Raw genomic sequence first — 25,124 nt, 5'->3', positions numbered from 1 at the left:
CGTCCCGGCCTTGAGCCGGGACCTCGACGGGTCAACGTGACCCCCCTCGATCAAACCCTCGGCGAGCGCCCCCCGCATCGGGGGCCGGGGTCAGGCCCGGGGCGGGATCACGGACCGACACCCCCCTCCGCCCTCGCACCCGGCGCACCGCGGACCGCTCGCCCATGACCCCGCCGCTCCCCCTCCGCCTCGCCGCGCGGGACCTGCGCGGCGGCCTCGCGGGCTTCCGCATCTTCCTCCTCTGCCTCGCCCTCGGCGTCGCGGCCATCGCGGCCGTCGGCACCGTCCGCTCCGCCATCGGCGCCGGCCTCGCGCGCGAAGGGGCGACGCTTCTGGGCGGAGACGCCGAGATCACCTTCACCTACCGCTTCGCCACCGACGACGAACGCGCCTGGATGGAGGACGTCGCCACCCGCGTCTCCGAAACCGTCGAGTTCCGCTCCCTCGCCACCGTCGGCGAGGACCGGGCGCTGACCGAGGTGAAGGCGGTCGACGCCGCCTATCCCCTCCTCGGCGCGCTGGAGCTGGACCCGCGCCTGCCGCTGGACGAGGCGCTGGCGGACGGCGGCGCGGTGATGGAGCGGGTGCTGGCCGACCGGCTGGGCCTGACGCCCGGCGAGACGTTCCGGCTCGGCACCCGGGATCTGACCCTCACCGCCATCCTCGACCGCTACCCCGACAACGCCGCCGGCGGTTTCGGCCTCGCGCCGAAGACGATCCTGCGGCGGGCCAGCCTCGACGGCTCGGGCCTCATCACGGAGGGGACCCTGTTCGACACCGCCTACCGCCTCGACCTGCCGCCGGAGGCGGACCTCGGCGCGCTGGAGGAGGAGGCCGAGGCGCGGTTCGAGGGCAGCGGCCTGCGCTGGCGGGACGCCCGGCGCGGCGCGGGCGGGATGGAGGCGTTCGTCGACCGGCTCGGCAGCTTCCTGATCCTGATCGGCCTGTCGGGCCTCGCCGTCGGCGGCGTCGGCGTCTCCTCCGCCGTGCGCGCCTACATCGCCGGCAAGACCGGCGCCATCGCGACGCTGAAGACGCTGGGCGCGACCGGGCGGACGATCCTGCTGACCTACAGCGCCGAGATCGCGGCCCTGACGCTGCTCGGCATCGTGGCGGGCCTGATCCTCGGCGCCGGCATCCCGCTGGCCCTCGCGCCGCTGATCGAGGCGCGGCTGCCGATCCCCGCCGAGTTCCGCCTCTACCCCGCGCCGCTGGCCGAGGCGGCGCTCTACGGGGCGCTCGCCGCCGCGATCTTCACCCTGTGGCCGCTGTCGCGGACGCTGGACATCCGCGCCGCCGCCCTGTTCCGCGATGCGCCGGGGGCCAAGACGACGTGGCCGCGCTGGCCGTGGGCGCTGGCGACGCTGGTCCTGATCGCGATCCTGCTCGGCGCCGCCAGCCTGCTGACCGGCACCGTCCGTCTGACGCTCTGGACCGCGGGCGGCATCGCCGGGGCGCTCGCGCTCCTCGCCCTCGCCGCCATCGTCGCGCGACTCCTCGCCCGCCTCGGCACCCGCGCCGCGCGCGGCCGGCCGGCGCTGCGCCTCGCCCTCGGCGCGATCGGGCGTGGAGACGAGGCCGTGCCGGTGGTCCTGTCCCTCGGCCTCGGCCTCGCCGTCCTCGCCGCGGTGGGTCAGATCGACGGCAACCTGCGCCGCGCGATCCAGGGCGAGCTGCCCGAGCGGGCGCCGTCCTACTTCTTCGTCGACATCCAGCCGGACCAGATCGACGGCTTCCGCGCCCGGCTGGACGACGACCCGGCGGTGAGCAACGTCGACGCCGCGCCGATGCTGCGCGGCATCATTTCGACCATCAACGGCCGCCCCGCCTCCGAGGTGACGGACCACTGGGTCGTCCAGGGCGACCGCGGCCTGACCTATTCGGCCGAGCCGCCCGAGGGGACGCGCTCGCTCACCGGCGAGTGGTGGCCGGCGGACTACGACGGCCCGCCGCTCATCAGCTTCTCCGCCGCCGAGGCCGAGGAGATCGGCCTGCAGATCGGCGACACGATCGGCGTGAACGTGCTGGGGCGCGAGATCACCGGGACCATCGCCAACTTCCGCGACGTGGATTTCCAGAGCGCCGGCATCGCCTTCGTGATGTCGATGAACCCCTCGGCCCTGCAGGGCGCGCCGCACACCTGGATCGCCACCGTCTATGCCGAGGAAGAGGCCGAGACGGCCATCCTGCGCGACCTTGCGGACGCCTATCCCAACATCACCGCGATCCGCATCCGCGACGTGGTGGACGAGGTGGCGCGCCTCGTCGGCGGCATCGCCTCGGCCACCCGCTGGGGCGCGGCGGCGACGCTGCTGACCGGGTTCATGGTGCTGATCGGCGCCGCGCTGGCGGGAGAGCGGGTGCGGACCTACGAGAGCGCGGTGCTCAAGACGCTGGGCGCGACGCGGGGGCGCATCCTCCTCAGCTTCGCCCTCCGGGCCGCGCTGCTGGGGCTCGCCGCCGGCACGGTGGCGCTGGCGGCGGGGATAGCGGGCGGCTGGGCGGTGTCGGTCTTCGTGATGGAGAGCGACTTCCAGGTGGTCTGGCCGAACGCGCTGGCCATCGTCGCGGGGGGCGTGCTGGCGTCGCTGGCGGCGGGGCTGCTGTTCGCGCTGCGCCCGCTTGCCGCCCGGCCGGCGGGGGTGCTACGCGCCCGGGAATGAGCGACCCGTCCCACGGCCCCGACCCGCTGTTCTTCGGCTACGGCAGCCTCGTGAACCTCGCCACCCACGGCTACCGCGACCCGCGCCCGGCGCGGCTGACCGGCTGGCGGCGGGTGTGGCGGCGGACCTCCCTGCGCGAGGTCGCGTTCCTGTCGGTCGACCCGGCACCGGACGTCACCATCGACGGCGTCGTCGCGCAGGTCCCCGGCGCCGACTGGGCGCTGCTGGACGAGCGCGAGCGCGCCTACGCCCGCCACGACGTGACCCACGCCGTCGCCCACGACGGGCCGGTCGCCCCCTGCGCCGTCTACCGTGTCAGCGAGGGGCTGATCCAGCCGGCGTCCGAGGCGGCGCCGATCCTTCTAAGCTACCTCGACGCGGTGGCGCAGGGGTTCCTTCGTGTGTACGGAACGGACGGGTTGGCCGCGTTCTTCGCGACGACGGAGGGGTGGGGGCCGATCCGGGACGACCGGGCAGCGCCGGTGTATCCGCGGGCGCAGGTACTGACGGCGGAGGAGCGGGCGGAAGTGGACCGGCATCTGGCGGGCGTGGCGTAGGGTGGGTGAAACCCACCGCGGCGGCCCGGTCGGTGGGTTTCACCCACCCTACCGCCCTTGAGCGCCGGCCTTCGGACTGCACGACAGTTAAACATTGCGCCCCCCGGAAGCAGCCGCGAAGCGGCCCGGGCAGCGTCTGTCCGCGGCCAGCCGCCGCCCTCTCGGAGCATGTCAGAAGGCCCGCCCCGGGCCTGACCCGGGGCCCCGACGAGGGGGTGGGCCCGGCTGGTCGAGGCCCCGGCTCAAGGCCGGGGCGGGATGGTCTCAGGCCTTTGGCTTCACCTGCATGAGCGGCATCAGCTCCGCCATCTCCGGCCCCCGCGCCCGGCCGGTTACCGCGAGGCGCAGCGGCATGAAGAGCTGCTTGCCCTTGCGCCCGGAGGCGTCCTTCACGGCCGACGTCCAGGTGCCCCACGTCTCCGGCCCGTAGGGCGGCTCGCCCAGCAGCGCCAGCGCCTCCACCACGAACGCACGGTCCTCCTCGGGCACGTCCGCCGCAGCGCCGCCCGAGACCACCTGCCACCAGTCCGCCAGCTCCGCCATCGAGGCGATGTTCTCGCGCACCACGTCCCAGAAGCGGGGCGCCAGATCGTCCGGCACCCCGGCCGCGCGCACCTCGTCCGCGACCGCCTCGTACGGCCGCGAGGCCAGCACCCGCGCGGTGAGCGGGCCCAGGTCGGCGGGGTCGAACTTCGTCGGCGCGGACCCGAAGGTGCCGATGTCGAAGCCCTCGACCACCTCGTCCACCGACCCCCGCAGCTCCACCGGCTGGGACGAGCCAAGCCGCGCCATCAGCGACAGCACCGCCATCGGCTCCACCCCCTTCGCCCGCAGGTCGCGCAGGGCGAGCGAGCCGAGGCGCTTGGACAGGCCCTCGCCGTCGGGCCCGGTCAGCAGCGAATGGTGCGCGAAGCGCGGCACGTCGCCGCCGAGCGCGCGGATGATCTGGATCTGCGTCGCCGTGTTCGTCACGTGGTCCGAGCCGCGGACGATGTCGGTCACGCCCATCTCCACGTCGTCGACGACGGAGGCGAAGGTGTAGAGGACCTGCCCCGAATCCTTGATCAGCACCGGGTCCGACACGCTCGCCGCGTCGATGGAGATCGGGCCGAGGATGCCGTCCTCCCACTCGATCCGCTCCAGATCCAGCTTGAAGCGCCAGTGCGAGGCGCCCCGCTCGGCGCGCAGCCGGTCCTTCTCGTCCTCCGACAGCGCCAGCGCGGCGCGGTCGTAGACCGGCGGGCGGCCCATGTTCAGCTGCTTCTTGCGCTTCAGATCCAGCTCGGTCGGCGTCTCGAAGCACTCGTAGAGCCGGCCCATGTCGATCAGCCGCTGCTTGGCCGCGGCGTAGCGGTCCATCCGCGCCGACTGCCGCTCCTCCCGGTCCCAGGTCAGGCCCAGCCAGCGCAGATCCTCGCGGACGCCGTCCACGTACTCCTCCTTCGAGCGCTCGGCGTCGGTGTCGTCGATCCGCAGGATGAAGGTGCCGCCGGCCTGGCGGGCGATGGCGAAGTTGAAGAGGGCCGCGCGCAGGTTGCCGATATGCAGCCAGCCGGTCGGCGACGGGGCGAAGCGGGTGACGGTCATGGGCGGCCTCCTGATCGGTCACGGCCTCTTTCACATGCCCCCGCGAATGTCCATATGAGCGGCCCATGGACCACACCGCCCCCAGCTGCGACGAGATCGAGACCCTCGCCCACGAGGTCGTCGCGAAGCTGCCCCACGCCTTCCGCGGCCGGGCGCAGCAGGTGGCGATCCGTGTCGCGGAGTTCGCCGACGACGACACGCTGGCCGAGATGGAGATGGAGCCGTTCGACCTGACCGGCCTCTACGAGGGCGTGCCGCTGACCGAGAAGTCGTCATTCGACCAGCCGATGGGGCCGGACACCGTCTGGCTGTTCCGGCGCCCGATCCTCGACGAATGGGCCGAGCGTGGAAACGTGACCATCGCCGAGCTGGTGGCCCACGTGACCGTCCACGAGTTCGCGCACCATTTCGGCTGGTCCGACGACGACATCGCGGCAATCGACGAGTGGTGGAGCTAGGCACGTAGGGTGGGTGAAACCCACCGCTGCGGGATCGGGCGAGCCATCCCTTGTCGGGGAGTTTCGACAGGAGGGCAGCGGCTGGCCGCGGTCAGACGCGCCGACGATGATGGTCGGTGCTTTATGGCGCGGCCCCGCACGACGTCTTTCGTCTCGCAGGTGGCGAGGAAGCGTCTGGCCGGGGGGCGGCCGGACGCTGCCCGGGCTGCTGGCGCGGCTGTTCCGGGCGGGGCCCTCTGCCCGAAGCGTCGGCGAGGGGCGGAACCGGGACGATGGGTCCATGCCCCATCCTACCGCGACATCCGCCCCGCATCGCCCGGTCAGCCCCTCGCCGTTTGCGCTAACGCTTGCATCCGCCGCGCCCCCGTGCATCGTGCGGCCCCACCGCCAACCCGGGGAGGCCCGCCATGCACGACATCCTGACCGTGACGCTGAACCCGGCGCTCGACCTCGCCACGTCGGTCACGCACGTCCAGCCGAACGTGAAGCTGCGCTGCTCGCCCCCCGACCTCGACCCCGGCGGCGGCGGCCTGAACGTGGCGCGGGCGATCCATCTTCTCGGCGGCCGCTCGCGCTGCTTCGTCGCGCTCGGCGGCGATACCGGGCAGGCGCTGCTCAAGCTGCTGCACGAGTTCGGGCTGGAGCCGGTAATCCACGAGGCGCCGGGCGAGACGCGGCAGAGCCTCGCCGTCACCGACCTGTCCAGCCACGACCAGTTCCGCTTCATGCTGCCGGGTCCGGAATGGACCCGCGGCGACCTCGCCGCCGCGCGCGAGGCGATCAAGGCGGCCGCGCCCAAGGACGGCTACCTCGTCCTGTCCGGCTCCGGCCCGTCCGGCGCCGCACCCGACCTCTACGCGAAGATCTGCCAGGACTTCGCCGGCACCGACGTGAAGATCGTCCTCGACACGTCCGGCCCGACGCTGGCCCACCTCGCCGCCGGTCAGGAGGTGCCGCCCCGCGTCCTGCGGATGGACAGCCACGAGGCCGAGGAGCTGGCCCGCCGGCCCCTGCCGAACCGCAAGGACTCCGCTCTCTTCGCCCACACCCTCGTCGGCCGCGGCGCCGCCGAGGTGGTGGTCGTCGCCCGCGACGCCGACGGCTCGGTCCTCGCGACCGAGGGGCGGCTGCTGCACGTCGCGGCGGCGAAGGTCGACGTGGTCAGCAAGGTCGGCGCCGGCGACAGCTTCGTCGGCGCCTTCACGCTGGCGCTGGCCAACGGCGAGGGGCTGGACGTCGCCCTCGCCCACGGCGCCTGCGCCGCCTCGGCCGCGGTGATGAGTCCCGGCACCCAGCTGTGCAGCCGCGCCGACTTCGACCGGCTGCTGAGCGAGTGCGCCGTGACCGAACTGTAGGAAGACCTGCCCCGGCCCCCGAGCCGGGGCCCCGATCGGATCGAAGCCCCGGGTCGGGCCCGGGACGGGGTCACATAGCGCGCCCATCACCGCCCGGCAGTCCTGGTGTCAGGCGCGCGTCCCTCGCCCTGGAACTCCACCACCGCCCGAACGACGCGACGGTCCGACCGCCGGGAGCGACGCCCGTCTCGGCCCGGCCGTCGACAGAGGCAAGGACCGGGCAGACCAGCGGCGCGTATCGGCGTCGGTCCTGGACGATGGGTCAATCCTCGCCCCGCGTCCGTGACAGCTCCGGGACGTTTCAGCGAAAGCGCGGTCCGTGCGCCCAGGTCGTCAGCGAGAAACGCTCTCCCGCGGTGACCGGCGTTACCCGGTGCAGCAGATAGCTGGGGAACAGCGTCGCCGCGCCGCGGGCGGTCTCGGCGGTCAGCGGATGGCCCGACGGCCAGACCTCCAGCCGCCCGCCCTCGTAGTCCGCCGGCTCAGACAGCTGCACGACCAGCGTCAGCTTGCGCCGCCGCGCCAGCGGCCCGTCGCCGATGTCGGCGTGCCAGGCGAAGTGGCCCTGCCGCTCGGCGCCGTAGCGGGCGACCTGCGGACTCTCGGAGAAGTCGGTGAGGTCGAAGCCGTAGGCGTCCCGGTTCGCGCTCCGCACCAGCGCGATCAGCCGGTCCATCACCCAGTGCGCCTCCGGCACCTCGTCGGTCCAGACCAGCTCGGCCCGGCGCTGGCCGGGATCGCGGGTCTGCCCGACGAGCGCGGCCTCCCGCGCGGGCGCGGCGCGGACGAGGGCGAGGAGGCGGTCGCACTCGGCCGGAGTGAGCGCGTCGGGGAGGGTATGGACATGGATCATGATCGCGCCGCTCTGCGGGCTGCCGCCTGCCGCCGCGCGTCCGAATGCGACGGCGAGGTCGCTTCCCGCCTGTGCCGGACTAGGTGCGACATCATGGCCGACGTCCGCCCCCTCCACGTGCCGCCGAACGGCGGCGTTCCGAACCACCCGCGCTGGCCGGCACTCATTCTGCCCGGCGTCGCCCCCGCCGACATCGGCGCGGACGGCGCTCGCGCTCTGGTCCGCCGGAACGGCTGGGGCGGCGACTGGCTCTATACCGTCTTCGACTATCACCACTTCCACCCCGACGCGCACGAGGCGCTGCTCTGCGTCGCCGGCCGCGCCACGCTGCGCCTCGGCGGACCGGAGGGCGAGACGCTGGAGATCGGCCCCGGCGACGGGCTGATCCTGCCCGCCGGCTTCGGCCACAAGCGCGAGAGAGGCAGCGCCGACTTCGCCGTCGTCGGCGCCTACCCGCCGGGGCAGGAGAGCCCGCGGATACTCCGCGCCGGCGACGAATTCGAGGAAGACCTCGCCGCCCTGCCCGCGCCGGAGCGCGATCCCTTCGACACACGCCCGTTTCCCGCCGAGTGGGCCTGACGCGCGCAGCCGGTCCCCAGCCCCGCCGGGACGGCTCCATCGTCAGTGCCTCAGCCCCCCCGCGTCGCGATCCATCGGCCTGCGGCCCGGGCGCACCCCCTGCCCCTCTCACCGAGCCATAAATATCCCGGCATGACCTCCCCGTCCGGCGCCCCGTCGGGACAGGGGCGCCCCGGCAGGGGACGGCGGGCGGGGCGATGGCCGCAGGCCGAGCGTCGTCCGTCGTCAGGACGGATCGCGCCAGCGGTTCACGATCGGATAGCGCCGGTCGAGCCAGAAGGCGCTCTGCGTGAGGCGGGCGCCGGGGGCGGACTGGAAGCGCTTGTATTCCGACAGGTAGAGGAGGTGCTCGACCTTCTTCACCGTCTCGCGGTCGTGGCCGCGGGCGACGATGTCGGCGACGCTCTCCTCGCGATCGACCAGCCCCTCGAGGATCGCGTCCAGCACCGGATAGGGCGGCAGCGAATCCTCGTCCTTCTGATCCGCCCGCAGCTCGGCCGACGGCGGCTTGTCGATGACCCGGACCGGGATCACCTCGCCCGGCGGCCCTCTCATCCAGTCCCGGTGGTTGGCGTTCCGCCAGCGGCAGGTCTGGAAGACCCGCGTCTTGTACAGATCCTTGACCGGATTGTAGCCGCCGGCCATGTCGCCGTAGATCGTGGCGTAGCCGACCGCCACCTCGGACTTGTTGCCGGTGGTCAGCAGCATCTCGCCGAACTTGTTCGACAGCGCCATGAGGAGGAGGCCGCGCAGGCGGGACTGGACGTTCTCCTCGGCGGTATCGGGCTCCGTCCCCTCGAACAGCGGCGCCAGCGCCTCGGTCACGGCGGCGCGGGGGCCGGTGATCGGCACCTCGTCCAGCCGGCAGCCCAGCGCCCGGGCAACGGCGGCCGCGTCCTCCAGGCTGTGGGCCGAGGTATATTCCGACGGCAGCATCACGCAGCGCACGTTCTGCGGCCCGATCGCGTCGGCCGCAATGGCGGCGACGAGCGCGGAGTCGATGCCGCCGGACAGGCCGAGGAGCACCTTTCTGAACCCGGTCTTGCGCAGGTAGTCCGCCAGGGCGAGGACCATGACGTGGTAGTCCTGCTCCCACGCGTCCGGCGCCAGCGCGACGTCGCCTGCCCGCGCCCGCCAGCCCGCCTCCGTCCGGTCGAAGTCCACGTGCGCCACCGCCTCCTCGAACAGCGGCAGCTTCACCGCCATCCGGCCCCCGGGGTTCAGCACGAACGAGCCGCCGTCGAAGACCTGGTCGTCCTGTGCGCCGACGGTGTTGAGGTAGACCAGCGGCAGGCCGGTCTCGACCACGCGGGCGGTGGCGACGTTGAGGCGCACGTCGAACTTGTCGCGGAAATAGGGGCTGCCGTTCGGCACGACGAAGATCTCGGCCCCGCTCTCGGCCATCGCCTCGGCCACGTCGGGATACCAGATGTCCTCGCAGACCGGCATGCCGAGGCGCACGCCGCCCACGTCCACCGGCCCCTGCATCCGGTCGCGGCTGAACAGGCGCACCTCGTCGAAGACGTTGAAGTTGGGCAGGAAGAACTTGTGCGTCCGCGCCGCCACCTTGCCGCCCGACAGCAGGTGGTAGGTGTTGTGCAGCTTGCCGTCCGGCGTCGGGTAGGGTCCGCCGATGGCGATGGGCGGTCCGTCCGCCGTCTCGGCCGCCAGCCGGTCCAGCGTATCCACCGCCGCCGCGACGAAGGCCGGCTTCAGCACCAGGTCCTGCGTCTGGTAGCCCGTCACGAACATCTCGGGCAGCGCGACGAGGTCGCTGCCGGCGGCGCGGCCCTCCTCCCACGCCGCCCTCGCCTTCGCGGCGTTGCCGGCGAGGTCGCCGACCGTGGGGTTCAGCTGCGCCAGCGTCAGGCGGAACGTGTCGGTCATCGGCGGCCCTTTCCTCGCGCCCGACATAGCAGACGGACCGCCGGGGAAAAGGCGCTGTCGCGCTCGTGACCGTGCCGCCGCGGCGCGCGGTGTTGTCAGCCTGTGGCGCCGCGGATAGTCTCGGCCGGACAACGAAAACAAGGGTCCGAGGGGGCAGCGGATGCGCATGAGGGCGAGCGGACGGGCACTGGTGCTGGCGGCCGGACTGGCGGCGCTGTGCGCCGCCCCGGCGTCGGCGCAGACGGTCACCACCAAGCAGTACGACGACGGCGGGGTCTACGAGGGCCAGTTCCTGAACGGCCGGCAGCACGGCCAGGGCACCTACCGCCTGCCGAACGGCTACGAATACACCGGCGAGTGGTTCGAGGGCGAGATCCGCGGCCAGGGCACGGCGACCTATCCCAACGACTCGGTCTACGAGGGCGAGTTCGCAGCCGGCAAGCCCCAGGGGATCGGCACGATCACCTTCGCCGACGGCGGCACCTACGAGGGCGAGTGGACCGACGGCCGGATCACCGGCCAGGGCGTCGCGGTCTACGCCAACGGCGTCCGCTACGAGGGCGAGTTCCGCAACGCGATGCACCACGGCGTCGGCACCATGACCTCGCCCGACGGCTACGTCTACGAAGGGCCGTGGGTGAATGGCGTCAAGGAGGGGACGGGCACCATCACCTACCCCGACGGCGCGGTCTACGAGGGCGAACTCGTCGCGGGAGAGCGCGAGGGCACCGGCAAGCTCACCATGCCCGACGGCCTGATCTACGAGGGCGAGTGGCTCGACGGTCAGATCGAGGGCGAGGGCCGGCTGATCCAGCCCAACGGCGACATCTACGAGGGCGACCTCGTCGCCGGGCAGCGCGACGGCGAGGGCACGGTCACCTACGCCAACGGCGACGTCTATCGCGGCGGCTTCCAGAACGACCTGCGCCACGGCCAGGGCACCTTCGTCGGCGCCGACGGCTACCGCTATGTCGGCGAGTGGAGCGAGGGCAAGATCGAGGGCCGCGGCGAGGTCACCTATCCCGACGGCTCGGTCTATGTCGGCCAGTTCGAGGACGACCTCGCGAGCGGAACCGGCAGGATCACCTATCCCGACGGCTCCACCTACGAGGGCGAGTGGGTGGCCGGCGTGATCGAGGGCGCGGGCGTCGCGACCTATCCCAACGGCCTCGTCTACGAGGGCCAGTTCCAGAACGGCCGCAACCACGGCACCGGCAAGATGACCTACGCCGACGGCTACACCTACGAGGGCGAGTGGGTGGAAGGGCAGCGCTCGGGCCAGGGCGTGGCGACCTACGCGGACGGCACGGTCTACCGCGGCGGCTTCGAGAACGGCCAGCGGCACGGGCAGGGCACCATCACGATGCCCGACGGCTTCGTCTACGAAGGGTCGTGGGTCGAGGGCGAGATCTCGGGCGAGGGCGTCGCGACCTACGCCAACGGCGACGTCTACGAGGGCAACTTCGAGAACGGCCGCCGGCAGGGTCAGGGCACCATGCGCTACGCCACCGGCGAGGTCGAGGAAGGCGAATGGCAGGACGGCGCGCTGACCGCCGACGCGACGCCGGTCGCTCCGTCGGCGGATGACGCTGAGGCGGCTTCGACCGATGCGACGGCGACTGACGGCGCGGTCGAGGGCGAAACGGAAGAGGCGCCGGCCGACTGACCGCCGGCCCGTCCGGGCCTCAGACCGTCTCGCCCCTGTCGAGCCGGTCCAGCACCTCGTCCCCGGCCTTCAGGATCGCCGTGCGGCGCTCCTCGTCCATCCGGTCCCAGTTGGAGTAGAGCCGCCCCATCCGGTGGTTGCCCTCGAACCGGTCGCGGTGCCGGTTCAGGAAGTGCCAGTAGAGCGGGTTGAAGGGGCAGGCCCCCTCCCCCGTCCGCTCCTTCACGTCATAGTCGCAGCCGGCGCAGTAATCGCTCATCCGGTCGATGTACGACCCGGACGAGACGTAGGGCTTGCTCGCCACGAGCCCGCCGTCGGCGAACTGGCTCATGCCGATGACGTTGGCGGTCATTACCCATTCGTAGGCGTCCACGTAGGACGCCATGTACCAGTCCTGCACCTGGCTGGGCTCCGCGCCGATCAGCAGCGCGAAGTTGCCGGTGATCATCAGCCGCTGGATGTGGTGGGCGTAGCCCTCGTCCCGGGTCTGGGCGATCGCCGCCCCGACGCAGGCCATGCGCGTTTCCGCACCCCAGTAGAGCGGCGGCAGGTCGCGGGTGTGGCGCAGGATGTTGCGTGTCGCGTAGTCCGGCCCCTGCAGGAAGTAGATGCCACGGATGTACTCGCGCCAGCCGATGATCTGCCGGATGAACCCCTCGGCGCAGTTCAGCGGCGCGTCGCCCGCCTTCCACGCCTCTTCCACCGCCGCGCAGGCCTCGCGCGGGTCGAGGAGGCCAGCATTCATGTAGAGCGACAGGATGGAGTGCCAGAGGAACGGCTCGCCCTCCTTCATCGCGTCCTGGAAGTCGCCGAAGCGGGGCAGCCCGTGCGTCACCCAGTGCGCCAGCGCGCGCCGGGCCTGTCCGGTGTCGGTGGCGAACCAGAAGTCGCCGATCTCGCCGAAATGGTCGCCGAAGCGGTCGGCGACGAGGTCCAGCACCTCCTGCACCGTCTCGTCGGGCGTGAACCGCATCGGCCCGCCGAAGCCGACGGCGTCGGGCGGCGGCTTGCGGTTCTCCTTGTCGTAGTTCCACGCCCCGCCGGCGGGCTTGCCGTCCTGCATCAGCAGGCCCGTCCGCTCGCGCATCTGACGGTAGAAGTACTCCATCCGCAGCGACTTGCGGCCCTTCGCCCAATCCTCGAACTCGGCGTGGCTGCACAGGAAGCGGTCGTCGCCGAACTGGTGGACGGGGACGGGGCATTCCTCCAGCGCGGCGATCAGGCGGAACTCGCCCGGCTCGGTGGCGAGGACCTCGCCTGCGCCGTGCTCCTCGGCGCGGCGCATCAGCTCGCCGGGGATGGAGCCGGAATTGTCGTTGTCGGTGAGCTTCGTGTAGGCGACGGTCCAGCCGTCACCCTCCAGTCGGGCGGCGAACTTGCGCATGGCGGCGAAGAGGAAGGCGATCTTGCGCGGGTGGTGCGGGACGTAGGTCGCCTCGTCCATCACCTCGGCCATGACGACGACGTCGGTGGACTTGTCCGCCTCGCGGAGAGCGTGGATGTCTTCCGTCAGCTGGTCGCCCAGCACCAGCACCAGCCTCACCACGGGATCGGCTCCCCAGCGTAGTCGAAGAAGCCGCCGGTCTGCTCCGGTTCCAGTCGGTCCATGACGGCGATGAGGTTCGCCGCCGCCTCGTCCGGGCCGACCTTGCGGTGGCCCGGATAGTCTGCCGTGAAGCGCGTCGCGACGGTGCCAGGATGCAGCGCGACGCAGGTGACGCGGTTGTGGGTGCGTCCCAGCTCCACCGCCGCGCCCCGGACGATCATGTTCGCCGCCGCCTTCGACGCCCGGTAGGAGTGCCAGCCGCCGAGCCGGTTGTCGCCGATGGAGCCGACACGGGCGGTGATGACGCCGACCTTGCCCGCCCCGTCCCGGTCCAGCAGGCGCGGCACCTGCGCGAGCACCAGCGCCGGTCCAATGGCGTTCACCGCCATCACCTGCGCCATCGTGGGTCCGTCGATCCGCGCCAGCGCCTTCTCCGGCTCCGCCCCTTCGGGCGCGAGGATGCCGGTCGCGAGCAGGATCAGGTCGAACGGCCCCTCCACTTCGCCCAGCACGCGCGCCACGCTATCGCCATCGGTCACGTCCAGCCCGTCGGCTGACCGCGACAGCCGCACCACGTCGTCGCCCCCCGCCTCCAGCGCGTCCGCGAGAGCCGCACCGATGCCGCCGGAGGCGCCGATCACCAGCGCCCGGCTCATTCCTCGTAGATCATCTTGCGACCCATGCCGCCGTCGACCACGATGGTCTGCCCGGTCACGAACTCCGCCTCCGTCAGCCAGCGCACGGTGCCGACGATGTCGTCGAACCGCCCGACCCGGCCGACCGGATGCTGCGTGTTGTCGATGTCGCGCACGCCGTCCGGGTCATGGCTGATCCAGCCCGGCGCGACGGCATTGGTCCGCACCTCCGGGCCGAGGCTCATCGCCAGAGCGTGCGCCATCCCCGTCAGTCCGGCCTTGGCGGTCGCGTAGGCCTCGCTATCCGGCTCGGACTGCAACGCGCGGACCGAGGACATGAGCACGATGGACCCCCGCCGCGCCCGCAGGAGCGGTGCGCAGGCGCGAACCAAAAGGAACGCGCCGAGGAGGTGGCTGTCGGTCAGCCGCCGCCACTCGGCCAGCGTCAGCTGCTCGATGGGCGTGTTGTAGGGCCGCGCGATCCCGGCGTTGGAGACCAGCAGATCCAGCCCGTCCCAGCCGGTCGCCGCCACCGCCTCGGCCACCGCGTCCTCGTCGGTCACGTCGCAGACGCGGGTCATCGCCCCGCCCTGCAGCCGCCCCAGCCCATCCGCGTTCAGGTCCAGGCCCAGCACCTGCCAGCCCCGGGCCGTCATGTCCTCGGCCAGGGCGCCGCCGATGCCGCCCCCGGCCCCCGTGATGATCGCTCGTTTCCCATCCATGCCGGGCGAGCTAGACCCCTGTGCCGCCCGGTCAATTCGCCCTTTTCTTTCGCGCCGGCGCCCCTATGATCCCCGCCCATGACGAGCCGGACCCATATCCTTGGCCCGCGCGATCCCCGCGCCGCCCGTCCGCTCGGCCTGCTTCTTCTCCTTAGCCGCCTCTGAGCGTGCCTGTCGGCGCGACCGCTCAGAGGGGTGTCAGCGCCGGACAGCTAGGACAGAAGACAAGGATGCATGACATGACCGACAACCGCGTGTTCATCTTCGACACGACCCTGCGCGACGGCGAGCAGAGCCCCGGCGCCACCATGACCCACGAGGAAAAGCTCGAGATCGCCTCGATGCTGGACGAGATGGGCGTCGACATCATCGAGGCGGGCTTTCCCATCGCCTCGGAGGGCGACTTCCGCGCGGTGAGCGAGATCGCGAAGCAGTCGCGGAACGCCGTGATCTGCGGCCTGGCCCGCGCGAACCTCAAGGACATCGACCGCTGCTGGGAGGCGGTGAAGCACGCCAAGGCCCCCCGCATCCACACCTTCATCGGCACCTCGCCGCTGCACCGCGCGATCCCGAACCTGACCCAGGACGAGATGGCCGAGCGGATCCACGAGACCGTCACCCACGCCCGCAACCTCTGCGACAACGTGCAATGGTCGCCGATGGACGCGACGCGGACCGAATGGGACTACCTCAGGCGCGTCGTCGAGATCGCCATCAAGGCCGGCGCGACCACGATCAACATCCCCGACACGGTGGGATACACCGCCCCGGTGGAGAGCGCGGACCTGATCCGCCGCCTGATCGCCGAGGTGCCCGGGGCGGAGGACGTGATCTTCGCCACCCACTGCCACAACGACCTCGGCATGGCGACGGCGAACAGCCTCGCCGCCGTCGCGGGGGGAGCGCGGCAGATCGAGTGCACGATCAACGGCCTTGGCGAGCGGGCCGGCAACACCGCGCTGGAAGAGGTGGTGATGGCGCTGAAGGTGCGCCACGACATCATGCCGTGGTCGACCGGCATCGACACGACGAAGCTGATGAACATCTCGCGCCGGGTCGCCACGGTCAGCGGCTTTCCGGTGCAGTTCAACAAGGCGATCGTCGGCAAGAACGCCTTCGCCCACGAAAGCGGCATCCACCAGGACGGCATGCTGAAGAACGCCGAGACGTTCGAGATCATGCGCCCCGAGGATGTCGGCCTCTCCGCCACCTCGCTGGTGATGGGCAAGCATTCCGGCCGCGCCGCCCTGCGCTCCAAGCTCAAGGAGCTGGGGTTCGAGCTGGCCGACAACCAGCTGAACGACGTGTTCGTCCGGTTCAAGGACCTCGCCGACCGCAAGAAGGAGGTCTACGACGAGGACCTGATCGCGCTGGTCCGGCAGAACGAGGCGGTGGACGACCGGCTCAAGCTGGTCTCGCTGCGCGTCGTCTGCGGCACCGGCGGCCCGGCCGAGGCCGAGATGGTGATCGAGATCGACGGCGCCGAGCAGACGGTGACGTCGAAGGGCGACGGCCCGGTCGATTCCGCCTTCAACGCGGTGAAGTCGGCCTTTCCGCATGGCGGGCGGCTGCAGCTGTACCAGGTCCACGCCGTGACCGAAGGGACGGACGCGCAGGCGACCGTGACCGTCCGGCTGGAGGACGAGGGGCGGATCGCGACCGGCCAGTCGGCGGACACCGACACCGTCGTCGCCTCGACCCGCGCCTACATCAACGCGCTGAATCGGATGCTGCACCGCGCGGGCAAGGTCGCGCCGGGCGCGGACCGCAAGGAAGTCAGCTACAAGGACGTCGGCTGATGTCCGCTCCGCGGCGCGGCAGGGTCCGCGCCGCGGCCGGCGTCAGGTCGTCCGCCGGGCGTATCGCCTGATCCGCAGCGAGCGCCCCGCCCAGACCAGCCCGCAGGCCAGCGGAAGCGACAGCGCGAGCGTCAGCGGCGCGACGATCCGCGGCGGCAGGTGCGCGAACTCGAACAGCGGATACAGGACCAGAGGGTGGACCAGGTACAGCGCCGCCGACAGCGGCGCCATCCATGCGGCCCCCGGGGCGCCCCTCCAGCGCAGCAGCGCGATCAGCAGGAGCGGCGTCGTCACGATCGCGCCGAGGGTGATGTCGAAGAACCCGCCGAGGCCGAGCGCGCGGTAGTTGACCCACGTCTCGGCCGCGATGACGAGGCAGGCCGCCGCGAGCGCCGGCCACAGCCAGGGCCCCGACGCCACCGGCCGGCGCCGCAGGAGGTAGCCGAACGCCAAGTAGGGGAAGCCCAGGAACAGGAAGTTCCGCGACAGCGCGATCCATGCGTTGCGGTGCGGAAGGTCCGCGGTGCCGACCACGTAGTTCAGCAGGTACTGCACCGTCGCCCCGGTCAGCACCGCCGCCAGCGCCAGGACGAACAGGCGCCACGTCCGCCAGCCCCGCACCAGCCACAGGACGGCGCCGCCCCCGGCGAGGGCGGGCAGGAACCACAGGTGCGCGTATCCGGTGACGAGGTAGAACAGCGTCTTGTCCGGCGGCATCGGCTCGATCAGCACGGCGAGGGGGAGGTAGATCGCGCTCCACACCAGGTAGAGCCGGACGATGCCGCCGATCCACGGCCGCAGCCCTCGCCGCGTGCCGCTCTCGAAGAAGTAGCCACTGACGATGAGGAAGAACGGCACCACCACGCGTGACGGCCCGTTCACGAAGGCCGCGAAGAGGGGGGTGCTCACATCCTCGAACAGCCGGCCGTGCGCGAGGACCACGACGACCGCGAACACGAGCCGCGCGAGGTCGAGCGCGGCAAGCCGCGATCCGTCTCCGGTCCGCCCGTCCGTGTCCATGCTCGCGGTTCCGCTCCCGCTGTCGTTCCGCAGTTGTTCTGGGCCCCGGCGGACAAGCGGCCAAGCGCCCCGCCCCCGGTCGGTGCCCCATTAAGGCATCCTAGAGGATTATATCGTCTTGTGGGCCGGAACTGGGCAACGATGCGGAGGATGATGTGACTGCCGACCCTCACCTGCTCGATCGCCGGTTCGAGTCCATGGATGTCGACCGTGACCGCGAGCGGTTCTTCGAATCCATGCTGACGGACCTGGCAGAGGTGCTCGAGACGAACGTCGGGATCGATCTCGCCGAGGGGTTCATCGCCCTCGTCGGCCACCGGACCGCCGCCGCCATGAACGCCGACTACCGCGCGGCCGCCGGCAAGGACCGCCTGAACGTCGCGGAGGTGGCCGCGGCCCTCGTCGACCTCAAGCGCCGGATCGAGGGCGGCTTCCGAGTCGAGAGCCTGGCGGACGACCGGATCGTGCTCGTGAACGACCGCTGCCCCTTTGGCCGGGCGGCCGACGGCAAGCCGTCGCTGTGCATGATGACGTCCAACGTGTTCGGACGCATCGCCGCGGACAACCTCGGCTACGCTCACGTCCTCCTCGAAGAGACGATCGCGAAAGGCGCGCAGGGATGCCGCGTGGTGATCCACCTCGACGGCCGCGGACCGACGGGAGAGGGGCGTGAGTATTTCGGCTGAGGACGACGACGGACCGCTCCCCCGATCGGCCCCGCCGATCGAGACGCTACCGTATGGCGCCCTCCTCGTCTCGCGCAAGGGTGAGGTCTTGGCGGTCAATCCGGTCGCCGCCGATGTCCTCGCACGGCTCTACGGTCGCTCGGTCCGGCCCGGCCATACCCTCGCCGACAGCCTCGGAACGCCCGACCGCGATCTCGCCGCCGACATCCGGGCGGCGGCGTCCGGCGGCTCCATCGCGCTGAGGCTGCGGCCGGACCTGCCGCCCCTCCGAGTCGAGGTCGGCGCGTCGAGAGACGCGGGTGCGCCGTTCCTGCTCACCATCGGCCCGCCCTCCCGCACCGACAGGGCCTTTTCCGCCCTGCGCAGGCAGCTGTCGGACTCCACCGCCGCCGCCGCGCGCGAACGGCAGCTGCGCCGGCAGATCGAGGACAGTCACGCCGCGCTGGAGCGGTTCGCCTCCGTCGCCGCCCACGACCTGCGCCAGCCGCTGCGGAACATCGAACTGCTGCTGCAGTTCCTGACCGAGGATTTCGGGCCCGACCTGCCGCAGCCCGCCCTCGACCTCGTCGGGCGGGCCCGGTCCAGCGCTCAGCGTCTGGAGAAGCTGATCGCAAGCCTGCTCGACCATGCCCGCGCGGGCACCGAGGCGGTGGACCCGGTCCCGGTCGACCTCGACGCGCTGATGGACGAGATCGAGATGGAATTCGGCCCTGCCTTCGCCGCCGCGGGCGCGACGCTTCGCCGCGACGGACCGCTCGGCCACGTGGCTGCGGCGCCGGTCCTGCTACGTCAGTCGCTGGAGAACCTGATCGGCAACGCGGTGAAATACGCGCAGCCCGGTCGCCCGCCGGTCGTCACCATCGCCCGCCGCGACAACGGCCGGACGCTGGAGATCGCCGACAACGGCCGCGGCTTCGCGCAGGAAGAGGCCGGTCGCCTCTTCGCGCCCTTCGTCCGCCTCCAGTCCGATTCGGAGATCGAGGGAAGCGGGATCGGCCTCGCCAACGTCCGCACCATCGTGGAGCGTCATGGCTGGACGATCCGCGCCGAGGGCGAGCCCGGCAACGGGGCGACCTTCCGGATCAGCGGGCTTCGGACGCCGGCGGGCGCCGATCCGCCCGAACGTCCCGGGGCCGCAGGGCGCGGCGCGGATCGGGACCTTGTCGCGGCCGGTGGAGCGGCCGGCGACGGATAGCGCCCCGGCGCCCGACCGGCCCTGCCCGGTGCCCGTGCGTCCCGGACCTGCGACCCTTGCCGCAGCAGCCACCCGGCGCCGTGGCCCCCCGCGCCTCCCGCGCCTCCCGGCGAATTTGCGCTACCCGCCAGGGCTGCCCTTTCGCCCGCCGGGTGCTCCCCGTATAACCCCGCTCTGCCGCACTCCCACCCGAGTCGGCCGCGCGTCCAATGGCGCGCTCGGAAGTTCTGGGGACCGCGGGGACCGCACGACATGTCGATTTTCTCTGGCCTGTTCTCGTCCGACATGGCGATCGACCTGGGGACGGCTAACACGCTGGTCTACGTCAAGGGCCGGGGCATCGTCCTGTCCGAGCCGAGCGTGGTGGCCTACCACGTCAAGGATGGCCAGAAGAAGGTGCTCGCCGTCGGCGAGGACGCCAAGCTGATGCTGGGCCGCACGCCCGGCAGCATCGAGGCGATCCGCCCGATGCGCGAAGGCGTGATCGCCGACTTCGACGTGGCCGAGGAGATGATCAAGTACTTCATCCGCAAGGTCGCGCGCCGCTCGACCTTCTCGAAGCCGAAGATCATCGTCTGCGTCCCGCACGGCGCCACCCCGGTGGAGAAGCGCGCGATCCGGCAGTCCGTCCTCTCCGCCGGCGCCCGCCGCGCCGGCCTGATCGCCGAGCCGATCGCCGCCGCCATTGGATCCGGCATGCCGATCACCGATCCAACCGGCAACATGGTCGTCGACATCGGCGGCGGCACGACCGAGGTCGCGGTGCTGTCCCTCGGCGACATCGTCTACGCCCGCAGCGTGCGGGTCGGCGGCGACCGGATGGACGAGGCGATCGTCAGCTACCTGCGGCGCCAGCACAACCTGCTGGTCGGCGAGGCCACGGCAGAACGGGTCAAGACCGCCATCGGCACCGCCCGGATGCCCGACGACGGCCGCGGCCAGTCGATGCACATCCGCGGCCGCGACCTCCTCAACGGCGTGCCGAAGGAGACCGAGATCTCCCAGGCGCAGGTGGCCGAGGCGCTGGCCGAACCGGTGCAGCAGATCTGCGAGGCGGTGATGACCGCGCTCGAGGCGACGCCGCCCGATCTCGCCGCCGACATCGTCGACCGCGGCGTGATGCTGACCGGCGGCGGCGCGCTTCTCGGCCAGCTCGACCTCGCGCTGCGCGAACAGACCGGCCTCGCGATCAGCGTGGCCGACGAGAGCCTCAACTGCGTCGCGCTCGGCACGGGCAAGGCGCTGGAATATGAAAAGCAGCTCCGGCACGTTATAGACTACGAGAGCTGACCTTTCGGGGACGGATAGCCCCATGGCGAAGGACAGGACAGGCGAAGACTACGTCCGCCCGATCCGGCGACTGCTGGTCGGGGTGCTTGTCGTCGTGCTCGTCGCGATCTTCCTGTTCTGGCGCATCGACAGCCCGCGGGTGGAGCGGGTGCGCGCGATGGTGATCGACCAGGTCGTGCCGCCGATGGACTGGGCGATGGCGCCGGTGACAGGGGTGATCCACCTCGTCTCGGACTTCCGCAGCTACCAGCGCATCCACGAGCAGAACCAGCAACTGCGGCGCGAGCTGCAGCAGATGCGCGCCTGGCGCGAGGCTGCCCTGCAGCTGGAGCAGGAGAATGCCCGCCTCCTCGACCTCAACCACGTCCGGCTGGACCCGCAGCTGACCTACATCACCGGCGTCGTGATGGCCGATTCGGGGTCGCCCTTCCGGCAGTCGGTTCTGCTGAACGTGGGCGAGCGGGACGGCGTCACCGACGGCTGGCCGGCGATGGACGGAATCGGCCTCGTCGGCCGGATCAGCGGCGTGGGCGAGCAGACCTCCCGGGTGATCCTGCTGACCGACACGTCCAGCCGCATCCCGGTGGTGATCCAGCCGTCCGGCCAGCGCGCGATCCTCGCCGGCGACAACACGATCTACCCCGTCCTCGACTTCCTCGAGGACCTCGACCAGATCCGCCCCGGCGACCGCGTCGTCTCGACCGGCGACGGGGGCGTGTTCCCCGCCGACCTCCTCGTCGGGCAGGTGGCGCTGGGGAACGACGGCCGGCACCGTGTGCGCCTCGCCGCGGATTACGGCCGGCTGGAGTTCCTGCGCGTGCTGCGCAGCCAGCCGCGGGAAGAGATCGTCGACCCCGGCGGCCTCGTCCTGCCCGAGGCCGAGGCCCTGCTGCCGCCGCCCGGCAGCGAGGAAGTGGCGGAGCGGACCGATGGCTGAGGGCACCCCCGCCACCCGCCGCTGGATGGGGCGGCTCGCCTTCACCGGCATCGCGCTCGGCCTCGTGTTCCTGCGCCTGCTGCCGCTCGACACGCTGCCGCGCGGCTGGGCGCCCCCCGACCTGCTGCTCGCCGCGACGATGGCCTGGACGGTGCGCCGGCCCGAGCATGTGCCGGTCCTCCTCGTCGCCGCGCTGTTCCTGCTGACGGATCTGCTGTTCCACCGCCCGCCCGGCCTGATGGCCGCGGCCGTGGTGATCGCGACCGAGGCGCTGCGCCGGCGTCACGCCGGCTTCCGCACCATGCCGTTCCCGCTGGAATGGGCGACGGTGTCGCTGGCGATCGTGGGCCTGACCTTCGGCGTGCGCCTGACGCTCGCCGCGCTGATGATGCCGCAGGCGCCGATGGCGCTGACCATGATCGAGATGGGCCTCACCATCCTGTCATACCCGCTGGTCGTCGGTTTCGCGTATGTCGCCTTCGGACTCACCCGACGCGCGCCCGGCGCCGTCGATGCCCTGGGACACCGCCTGTGAGACGACCGCCCCGCGATACCGAGGCCTCGGCCCGCCGCATCGGCCGCCGCGCCTTCGTCGTCGGCGGCGCGCAGACCGCCATCGTCGCCGCCCTCGGCTGGCGGATGCAGTCGATGCAGGTCGAGCACGCCGACGAGTTCCGCCTGCTGGCCGAGGAGAACCGGGTCAACATCCGCCTGATCCCGCCGGCCCGCGGCAACATCTTCGACGTGAACGGCGTGCCGCTTGCCGTGAACGAGCAGAACTACCGCATCGTCATGGTGCGCGAGGATGCCGGCGACGTGCACGCGACGCTGGCCAAGCTGCGCGAGCTGGTGGACCTCGACGACGAGACGATCGAGCACGCCAAGGAAGAGCTGGAGCGCCGCTCGCCGTTCGTGCCCGTCACCATCGCCGACCGCGTCAGCTGGGAGGATATCAGCCGGGTCACGGTGAACGCTCCCGCGCTGCCCGGCGTCGTCGCGGACGTCGGTATGTCGCGCTACTACCCGCGCGGCGCCGACACCGCGCACGTGGTCGGCTATGTCGGCCCGGTGTCCGATTACGACCTCGACCAGATCGAGGATCCCGATCCGCTGCTTCAGATCCCCAAGTTCCAGATCGGCAAGACCGGCGTCGAGGCCAAGCTGGAGGAGAGCCTGCGCGGCAAGGCCGGCACCCGCCGGATCGAGGTGAACGCCGTCGGCCGCGTCATGCGGGAGCTGGACCGGATCGAGGGCGAGGCCGGCGCCGACATCCAGCTGACCATCGATTCCCGCCTGCAGGCCTACGTCGAGGCGCGGCTCGCGGGCGAGAGTGCCAGCGTCGTGGTGATGGACACCGAGACGGGGGATCTCAAGGCCATCGCCTCGGCCCCGTCGTTCGACCCGAACCTCTTCGTGCGCGGCATCAGCGTCGACGCCTGGACCGGCCTGAACGAGGACATCTACCGCCCGCTCGCCTCCAAGACGGTGCAGGGGGTCTATCCGCCCGGCTCCACTTTCAAGATGATGACCGCGCTCGCCGCGCTCGAGGCGGGGGTGATCGACGCCGAGGAGACGGTCTACTGCCCCGGCTTCACCGAGGTGGCGGGGACGCGGTTCCACTGCTGGCGCTCGGGCGGGCACGGCAACATCAACCTGCACGAATCGCTCAAGCAGTCCTGCGACTGCTACTATTACGACCTGGCGCAGCGCGCCGGGATCGACGCGATCGCCGCGATGGCCCGCCGCTTCGGCCTGGGCGAGCGGCACGACGTGCCGATGTCGGCCGTCAACGCCGGTAACATCCCCGACAAGGAATGGAAGCGCACGGTCCGCGGCGAGGAATGGCGGATCGGCGATTCGATCAACGCCTCCATCGGGCAGGGCTATGTCCTGACCTCGCCGCTGCAACTTGCCGTCATGGCCTCGCGCCTCGCCACCGGGCGGACGGTGAGCCCCCGCCTCGTCCATACCGTCGACGGGATCGAGACGCCGACCGGGCGGGGCGAGTCGATGGGCGTGAACGAGAACTTCCTGCGCCGCATCCGCGCCTCGATGTACGACGTGGTGAACCACCAGCGCGGCACCGCCTACCGCAGCCGGATCGTCGCCGACGGGATGAAGATGGCCGGCAAGACCGGCACCAGCCAGGTCCGCCGGATCACCGCCGAGGAGCGGGCCCGCGGCGTCATCTCGAACGCCGACCTGCCGTGGGAGCGTCGGGACCACGGGCTGTGGGTGAACTACGCGCCCTACGAGAACCCGCGATTCGCCGTCGCCGTGGTGGTCGAACATGGCAGCGGCGGCGGCGCCGCCTCCCCCATCGGGCGGGACGTGACGCTGCAGGCGCTGTACGAGGGCGAGCCGCCGCTCGACGCTTATCCCAGCTCGGAGCGCGCGTCGGCCGAGGCGATGCAGGAGAGGATCCGCGCCTACGTGCCGGCCGGCGCGCCGGCCGCGGACCGCGCCTGATGTCCTACCTGACGTACCACGCCAAGTACGTGCCCGCGGGCCCGCGCAAGCTGTTCTACCTGAACTGGCCCGTCATCCTGCTGCTGACCGCCGTGGCGGGCTTCGGCTTCCTGATGCTCTATTCCGTGGCCGGCGGCAGCGCCCAGCCGTGGATGGAGCCGCAGATGAAGCGCTTCGCCCTCGGCATGGCGGCGATGTTCGTGGTCGCGATGGTGCCGATCTGGTTCTGGCGCAACATGGCGGCGCTGGCCTACCTCGTCTCGCTGGTCCTGCTGATCGCGACGGAGTTCGTGGGCGAGACCGGCATGGGCGCCCAGCGCTGGATCGACCTCGGCATCGTGCGGCTGCAGCCGTCCGAGCTGATGAAGATCGGCCTCGTGATGTTCCTCGCCGCCTATTACGACTGGCTGCCCGTCAACAAGGCGAGCCATCCGTTCTGGGTCATGGTGCCGCTGTTCTTCATCGGCATGCCGACGCTGCTGACCCTGGCGCAGCCGGATCTGGGGACCGCGATCCTGCTGGTCGCGGGGGGCGGGACCGTGATGTTCCTCGCCGGCGTGCACTGGCTGTACTTCGCGACGGTGATCGCCGCCGGAATCGGCACCGTGATGGCGGTGATCGAGAGCCGGGGCACGCCGTGGCAGCTGCTGAAGGATTACCAGTACCGGCGGATCGACACCTTCCTCGACCCGGCGAACGATCCATTGGGCGCCGGGTATCACATCACCCAGGCGAAGATCGCGCTGGGGTCGGGCGGCTGGACCGGGCGTGGCTTCATGCAGGGCACGCAGAGCCGGCTGAACTTCCTGCCCGAAAAGCATACCGACTTCATCTTCACCACGCTGGCCGAGGAGTTCGGCTTCGTCGGCGCGTTCGCCCTGCTGATGCTGTATGCCGGGATCATCTTCTTCTGCGTGGCGTCCGCCCTGACCAACCGCGACCGGTTCTCGGCGCTGCTGACGCACGGGGTCGCGATGACGCTGTTCCTGTACTTCGCGGTGAACATGGGCATGGTGATGGGCCTCGCGCCGGTCGTCGGCGTGCCGCTGCCGCTGGTGTCGTGGGGCGGCTCGTCGATGCTGGTGCTGCTGCTGGCGTTCGGGCTGGTGCAGAGCGCGCACGTGCACAAGCCGCGCTGAGGCCGGGGCGCGAAGAAAATTCGGCGAATTTTCGTCTGACGCAGAACGAATTTCTCGAAATTCGTTCGCGCCCCCGGTAAC

General features: G+C 71.4%; 21 protein-coding genes. 14 read left to right on the top strand and 7 right to left on the bottom strand.

The window, feature by feature from the left end; all coding sequences use genetic code 11:
• The first annotated feature begins 164 nt into the window (after positions 1 to 164).
• Entirely contained in the window at positions 165 to 2,663 is a 2,499-nt protein-coding gene (locus tag A37W_RS0116840; protein WP_018304216.1) for an ABC transporter permease, read from the top strand.
• Positions 2,660 to 3,220, top strand: coding sequence for a gamma-glutamylcyclotransferase family protein (locus tag A37W_RS0116835; RefSeq protein WP_018304215.1), 561 nt, complete (start codon positions 2,660 to 2,662; stop codon positions 3,218 to 3,220). Before A37W_RS0116840 ends, A37W_RS0116835 begins: the two co-directional genes overlap by 4 nt.
• A gap of 264 nt (positions 3,221 to 3,484) precedes the next feature.
• Here the strand turns inward: A37W_RS0116835 and gltX are convergent, their stop codons facing one another.
• Complete coding sequence (gene gltX / locus A37W_RS0116830; RefSeq protein WP_018304214.1) at positions 3,485 to 4,807, bottom strand: glutamate--tRNA ligase; 1,323 nt, start codon at positions 4,805 to 4,807, stop codon at positions 3,485 to 3,487.
• 65 nt (positions 4,808 to 4,872) lie between these two features.
• Between gltX and A37W_RS0116825 the strand changes: the two genes are divergently transcribed.
• Both A37W_RS0116825 and A37W_RS0116820 read left to right on the top strand, forming a co-directional pair.
• The gene (locus tag A37W_RS0116825) at positions 4,873 to 5,265 is read left to right on the top strand and encodes a metallopeptidase family protein (RefSeq protein WP_018304213.1); all 393 of its coding nucleotides are present in this window, start codon (positions 4,873 to 4,875) and stop codon (positions 5,263 to 5,265) included.
• A 407-nt stretch (positions 5,266 to 5,672) separates the two neighbouring features.
• On the top strand, positions 5,673 to 6,620 hold the full coding sequence (locus A37W_RS0116820) for a 1-phosphofructokinase family hexose kinase (RefSeq protein ID WP_018304212.1): 948 nt from the start codon (positions 5,673 to 5,675) through the stop codon (positions 6,618 to 6,620).
• A gap of 301 nt (positions 6,621 to 6,921) precedes the next feature.
• On the opposite strand, the gene A37W_RS0116815 is transcribed toward A37W_RS0116820, so the two are convergent.
• The gene (locus A37W_RS0116815) at positions 6,922 to 7,473 is read right to left on the bottom strand and encodes a 2OG-Fe(II) oxygenase (protein ID WP_018304211.1); all 552 of its coding nucleotides are present in this window, start codon (positions 7,471 to 7,473) and stop codon (positions 6,922 to 6,924) included.
• A gap of 93 nt (positions 7,474 to 7,566) precedes the next feature.
• Between A37W_RS0116815 and A37W_RS0116810 the strand changes: the two genes are divergently transcribed.
• Positions 7,567 to 8,052: a cupin domain-containing protein gene (locus A37W_RS0116810; protein WP_018304210.1), complete on the top strand. Its 486-nt coding sequence runs from the start codon at positions 7,567 to 7,569 to the stop codon at positions 8,050 to 8,052.
• 225 nt (positions 8,053 to 8,277) lie between these two features.
• Here A37W_RS0116810 and A37W_RS0116805 read toward each other — a convergent pair whose 3' ends face one another.
• Positions 8,278 to 9,939 (bottom strand): NAD+ synthase, encoded by a 1,662-nt coding sequence (locus tag A37W_RS0116805; RefSeq protein ID WP_018304209.1) that lies wholly within the window; start codon positions 9,937 to 9,939, stop codon positions 8,278 to 8,280.
• Between the two features lie 166 nt (positions 9,940 to 10,105).
• Here A37W_RS0116805 and A37W_RS0116800 point away from each other — a divergent pair, with 166 nt between their 5' ends.
• Positions 10,106 to 11,605 carry an MORN repeat-containing protein gene (locus tag A37W_RS0116800; RefSeq protein ID WP_026198568.1) on the top strand — a complete coding sequence of 500 codons (1,500 nt, stop codon included), beginning with the start codon at positions 10,106 to 10,108 and terminating at the stop codon, positions 11,603 to 11,605.
• Positions 11,606 to 11,624: 19 nt separating this feature from the next.
• On the opposite strand, the gene A37W_RS0116795 is transcribed toward A37W_RS0116800, so the two are convergent.
• From A37W_RS0116795 to A37W_RS0116785, 3 genes are read right to left on the bottom strand one after another with little or no spacing between them, the layout of a single operon-like run.
• Positions 11,625 to 13,151 carry a cryptochrome/photolyase family protein gene (locus tag A37W_RS0116795; RefSeq protein ID WP_018304207.1) on the bottom strand — a complete coding sequence of 509 codons (1,527 nt, stop codon included), beginning with the start codon at positions 13,149 to 13,151 and terminating at the stop codon, positions 11,625 to 11,627.
• Entirely contained in the window at positions 13,145 to 13,807 is a 663-nt protein-coding gene (locus tag A37W_RS0116790; protein WP_018304206.1) for an SDR family NAD(P)-dependent oxidoreductase, read from the bottom strand. Before A37W_RS0116790 ends, A37W_RS0116795 begins: the two co-directional genes overlap by 7 nt.
• A complete protein-coding gene (locus A37W_RS0116785; protein WP_018304205.1) occupies positions 13,804 to 14,508 on the bottom strand; it encodes an SDR family oxidoreductase in 705 nt (234 codons plus the stop codon). The genes A37W_RS0116790 and A37W_RS0116785 overlap by 4 nt, the downstream gene beginning before the upstream one ends.
• Positions 14,509 to 14,747: 239 nt before the next feature.
• Here A37W_RS0116785 and A37W_RS0116780 point away from each other — a divergent pair, with 239 nt between their 5' ends.
• On the top strand, positions 14,748 to 16,307 hold the full coding sequence (locus A37W_RS0116780) for a 2-isopropylmalate synthase (RefSeq protein ID WP_018304204.1): 1,560 nt from the start codon (positions 14,748 to 14,750) through the stop codon (positions 16,305 to 16,307).
• Between the two features lie 42 nt (positions 16,308 to 16,349).
• On the opposite strand, the gene A37W_RS0116775 is transcribed toward A37W_RS0116780, so the two are convergent.
• Positions 16,350 to 17,327 (bottom strand): acyltransferase family protein, encoded by a 978-nt coding sequence (locus tag A37W_RS0116775; RefSeq protein ID WP_018304203.1) that lies wholly within the window; start codon positions 17,325 to 17,327, stop codon positions 16,350 to 16,352.
• A 197-nt stretch (positions 17,328 to 17,524) separates the two neighbouring features.
• On the opposite strand from A37W_RS0116775, the gene A37W_RS0116770 reads away from it, so the two are divergent.
• The 7 genes from A37W_RS0116770 to rodA all read left to right on the top strand — a co-directional run bounded on the left by A37W_RS0116770 (position 17,525) and on the right by rodA (position 25,043).
• Positions 17,525 to 18,013: a methanogen output domain 1-containing protein gene (locus A37W_RS0116770; protein ID WP_047772199.1), complete on the top strand. Its 489-nt coding sequence runs from the start codon at positions 17,525 to 17,527 to the stop codon at positions 18,011 to 18,013.
• Positions 17,997 to 19,208, top strand: coding sequence for a sensor histidine kinase (locus tag A37W_RS22970; RefSeq protein WP_086017008.1), 1,212 nt, complete (start codon positions 17,997 to 17,999; stop codon positions 19,206 to 19,208). Before A37W_RS0116770 ends, A37W_RS22970 begins: the two co-directional genes overlap by 17 nt.
• 252 nt (positions 19,209 to 19,460) lie before the next feature.
• A complete protein-coding gene (locus tag A37W_RS0116760; protein WP_018304200.1) occupies positions 19,461 to 20,498 on the top strand; it encodes a rod shape-determining protein in 1,038 nt (345 codons plus the stop codon).
• A 22-nt stretch (positions 20,499 to 20,520) separates the two neighbouring features.
• A complete protein-coding gene (gene mreC / locus A37W_RS0116755) occupies positions 20,521 to 21,435 on the top strand; it encodes a rod shape-determining protein MreC (RefSeq protein ID WP_018304199.1) in 915 nt (304 codons plus the stop codon).
• Positions 21,428 to 21,970, top strand: a complete 543-nt coding sequence (locus A37W_RS0116750) for a hypothetical protein (RefSeq protein ID WP_018304198.1) — start codon at positions 21,428 to 21,430, stop codon at positions 21,968 to 21,970. Before mreC ends, A37W_RS0116750 begins: the two co-directional genes overlap by 8 nt.
• On the top strand, positions 21,967 to 23,904 hold the full coding sequence (gene mrdA, locus A37W_RS0116745) for a penicillin-binding protein 2 (RefSeq protein WP_018304197.1): 1,938 nt from the start codon (positions 21,967 to 21,969) through the stop codon (positions 23,902 to 23,904). The genes A37W_RS0116750 and mrdA overlap by 4 nt, the downstream gene beginning before the upstream one ends.
• Positions 23,904 to 25,043 (top strand): rod shape-determining protein RodA, encoded by a 1,140-nt coding sequence (gene rodA, locus A37W_RS0116740; RefSeq protein ID WP_018304196.1) that lies wholly within the window; start codon positions 23,904 to 23,906, stop codon positions 25,041 to 25,043. Before mrdA ends, rodA begins: the two co-directional genes overlap by 1 nt.
• Positions 25,044 to 25,124 lie beyond the last annotated feature (81 nt).

It is taken from the genome of Wenxinia marina DSM 24838 (genome assembly GCF_000379485.1).
Classification (GTDB): domain Bacteria; phylum Pseudomonadota; class Alphaproteobacteria; order Rhodobacterales; family Rhodobacteraceae; genus Wenxinia; species Wenxinia marina.
The sequence above is the reverse complement of the archived record's forward strand: the minus strand, read 5'-3'. Positions and strand labels throughout refer to the sequence as shown.

Coding starts and splice junctions, on each gene's coding strand:
- A37W_RS0116785 (WP_018304205.1), bottom strand. CDS start 14,508: ATGGATGGGAAACGAGCGATCATCACGGGGGCCGGGGGCGGCATCGGC.
- A37W_RS0116805 (WP_018304209.1), bottom strand. CDS start 9,939: ATGACCGACACGTTCCGCCTGACGCTGGCGCAGCTGAACCCCACGGTC.
- A37W_RS0116820 (WP_018304212.1), top strand. CDS start 5,673: ATGCACGACATCCTGACCGTGACGCTGAACCCGGCGCTCGACCTCGCC.
- rodA (WP_018304196.1), top strand. CDS start 23,904: ATGTCCTACCTGACGTACCACGCCAAGTACGTGCCCGCGGGCCCGCGC.
- A37W_RS0116825 (WP_018304213.1), top strand. CDS start 4,873: ATGGACCACACCGCCCCCAGCTGCGACGAGATCGAGACCCTCGCCCAC.
- A37W_RS0116835 (WP_018304215.1), top strand. CDS start 2,660: ATGAGCGACCCGTCCCACGGCCCCGACCCGCTGTTCTTCGGCTACGGC.
- A37W_RS0116815 (WP_018304211.1), bottom strand. CDS start 7,473: ATGATCCATGTCCATACCCTCCCCGACGCGCTCACTCCGGCCGAGTGC.
- A37W_RS0116775 (WP_018304203.1), bottom strand. CDS start 17,327: ATGGACACGGACGGGCGGACCGGAGACGGATCGCGGCTTGCCGCGCTC.
- A37W_RS0116780 (WP_018304204.1), top strand. CDS start 14,748: ATGACCGACAACCGCGTGTTCATCTTCGACACGACCCTGCGCGACGGC.
- A37W_RS0116790 (WP_018304206.1), bottom strand. CDS start 13,807: ATGAGCCGGGCGCTGGTGATCGGCGCCTCCGGCGGCATCGGTGCGGCT.
- A37W_RS0116750 (WP_018304198.1), top strand. CDS start 21,428: ATGGCTGAGGGCACCCCCGCCACCCGCCGCTGGATGGGGCGGCTCGCC.
- mreC (WP_018304199.1), top strand. CDS start 20,521: ATGGCGAAGGACAGGACAGGCGAAGACTACGTCCGCCCGATCCGGCGA.
- A37W_RS0116810 (WP_018304210.1), top strand. CDS start 7,567: ATGGCCGACGTCCGCCCCCTCCACGTGCCGCCGAACGGCGGCGTTCCG.
- gltX (WP_018304214.1), bottom strand. CDS start 4,807: ATGACCGTCACCCGCTTCGCCCCGTCGCCGACCGGCTGGCTGCATATC.
- A37W_RS0116770 (WP_047772199.1), top strand. CDS start 17,525: ATGGATGTCGACCGTGACCGCGAGCGGTTCTTCGAATCCATGCTGACG.
- A37W_RS0116840 (WP_018304216.1), top strand. CDS start 165: ATGACCCCGCCGCTCCCCCTCCGCCTCGCCGCGCGGGACCTGCGCGGC.
- A37W_RS0116800 (WP_026198568.1), top strand. CDS start 10,106: ATGAGGGCGAGCGGACGGGCACTGGTGCTGGCGGCCGGACTGGCGGCG.
- A37W_RS0116760 (WP_018304200.1), top strand. CDS start 19,461: ATGTCGATTTTCTCTGGCCTGTTCTCGTCCGACATGGCGATCGACCTG.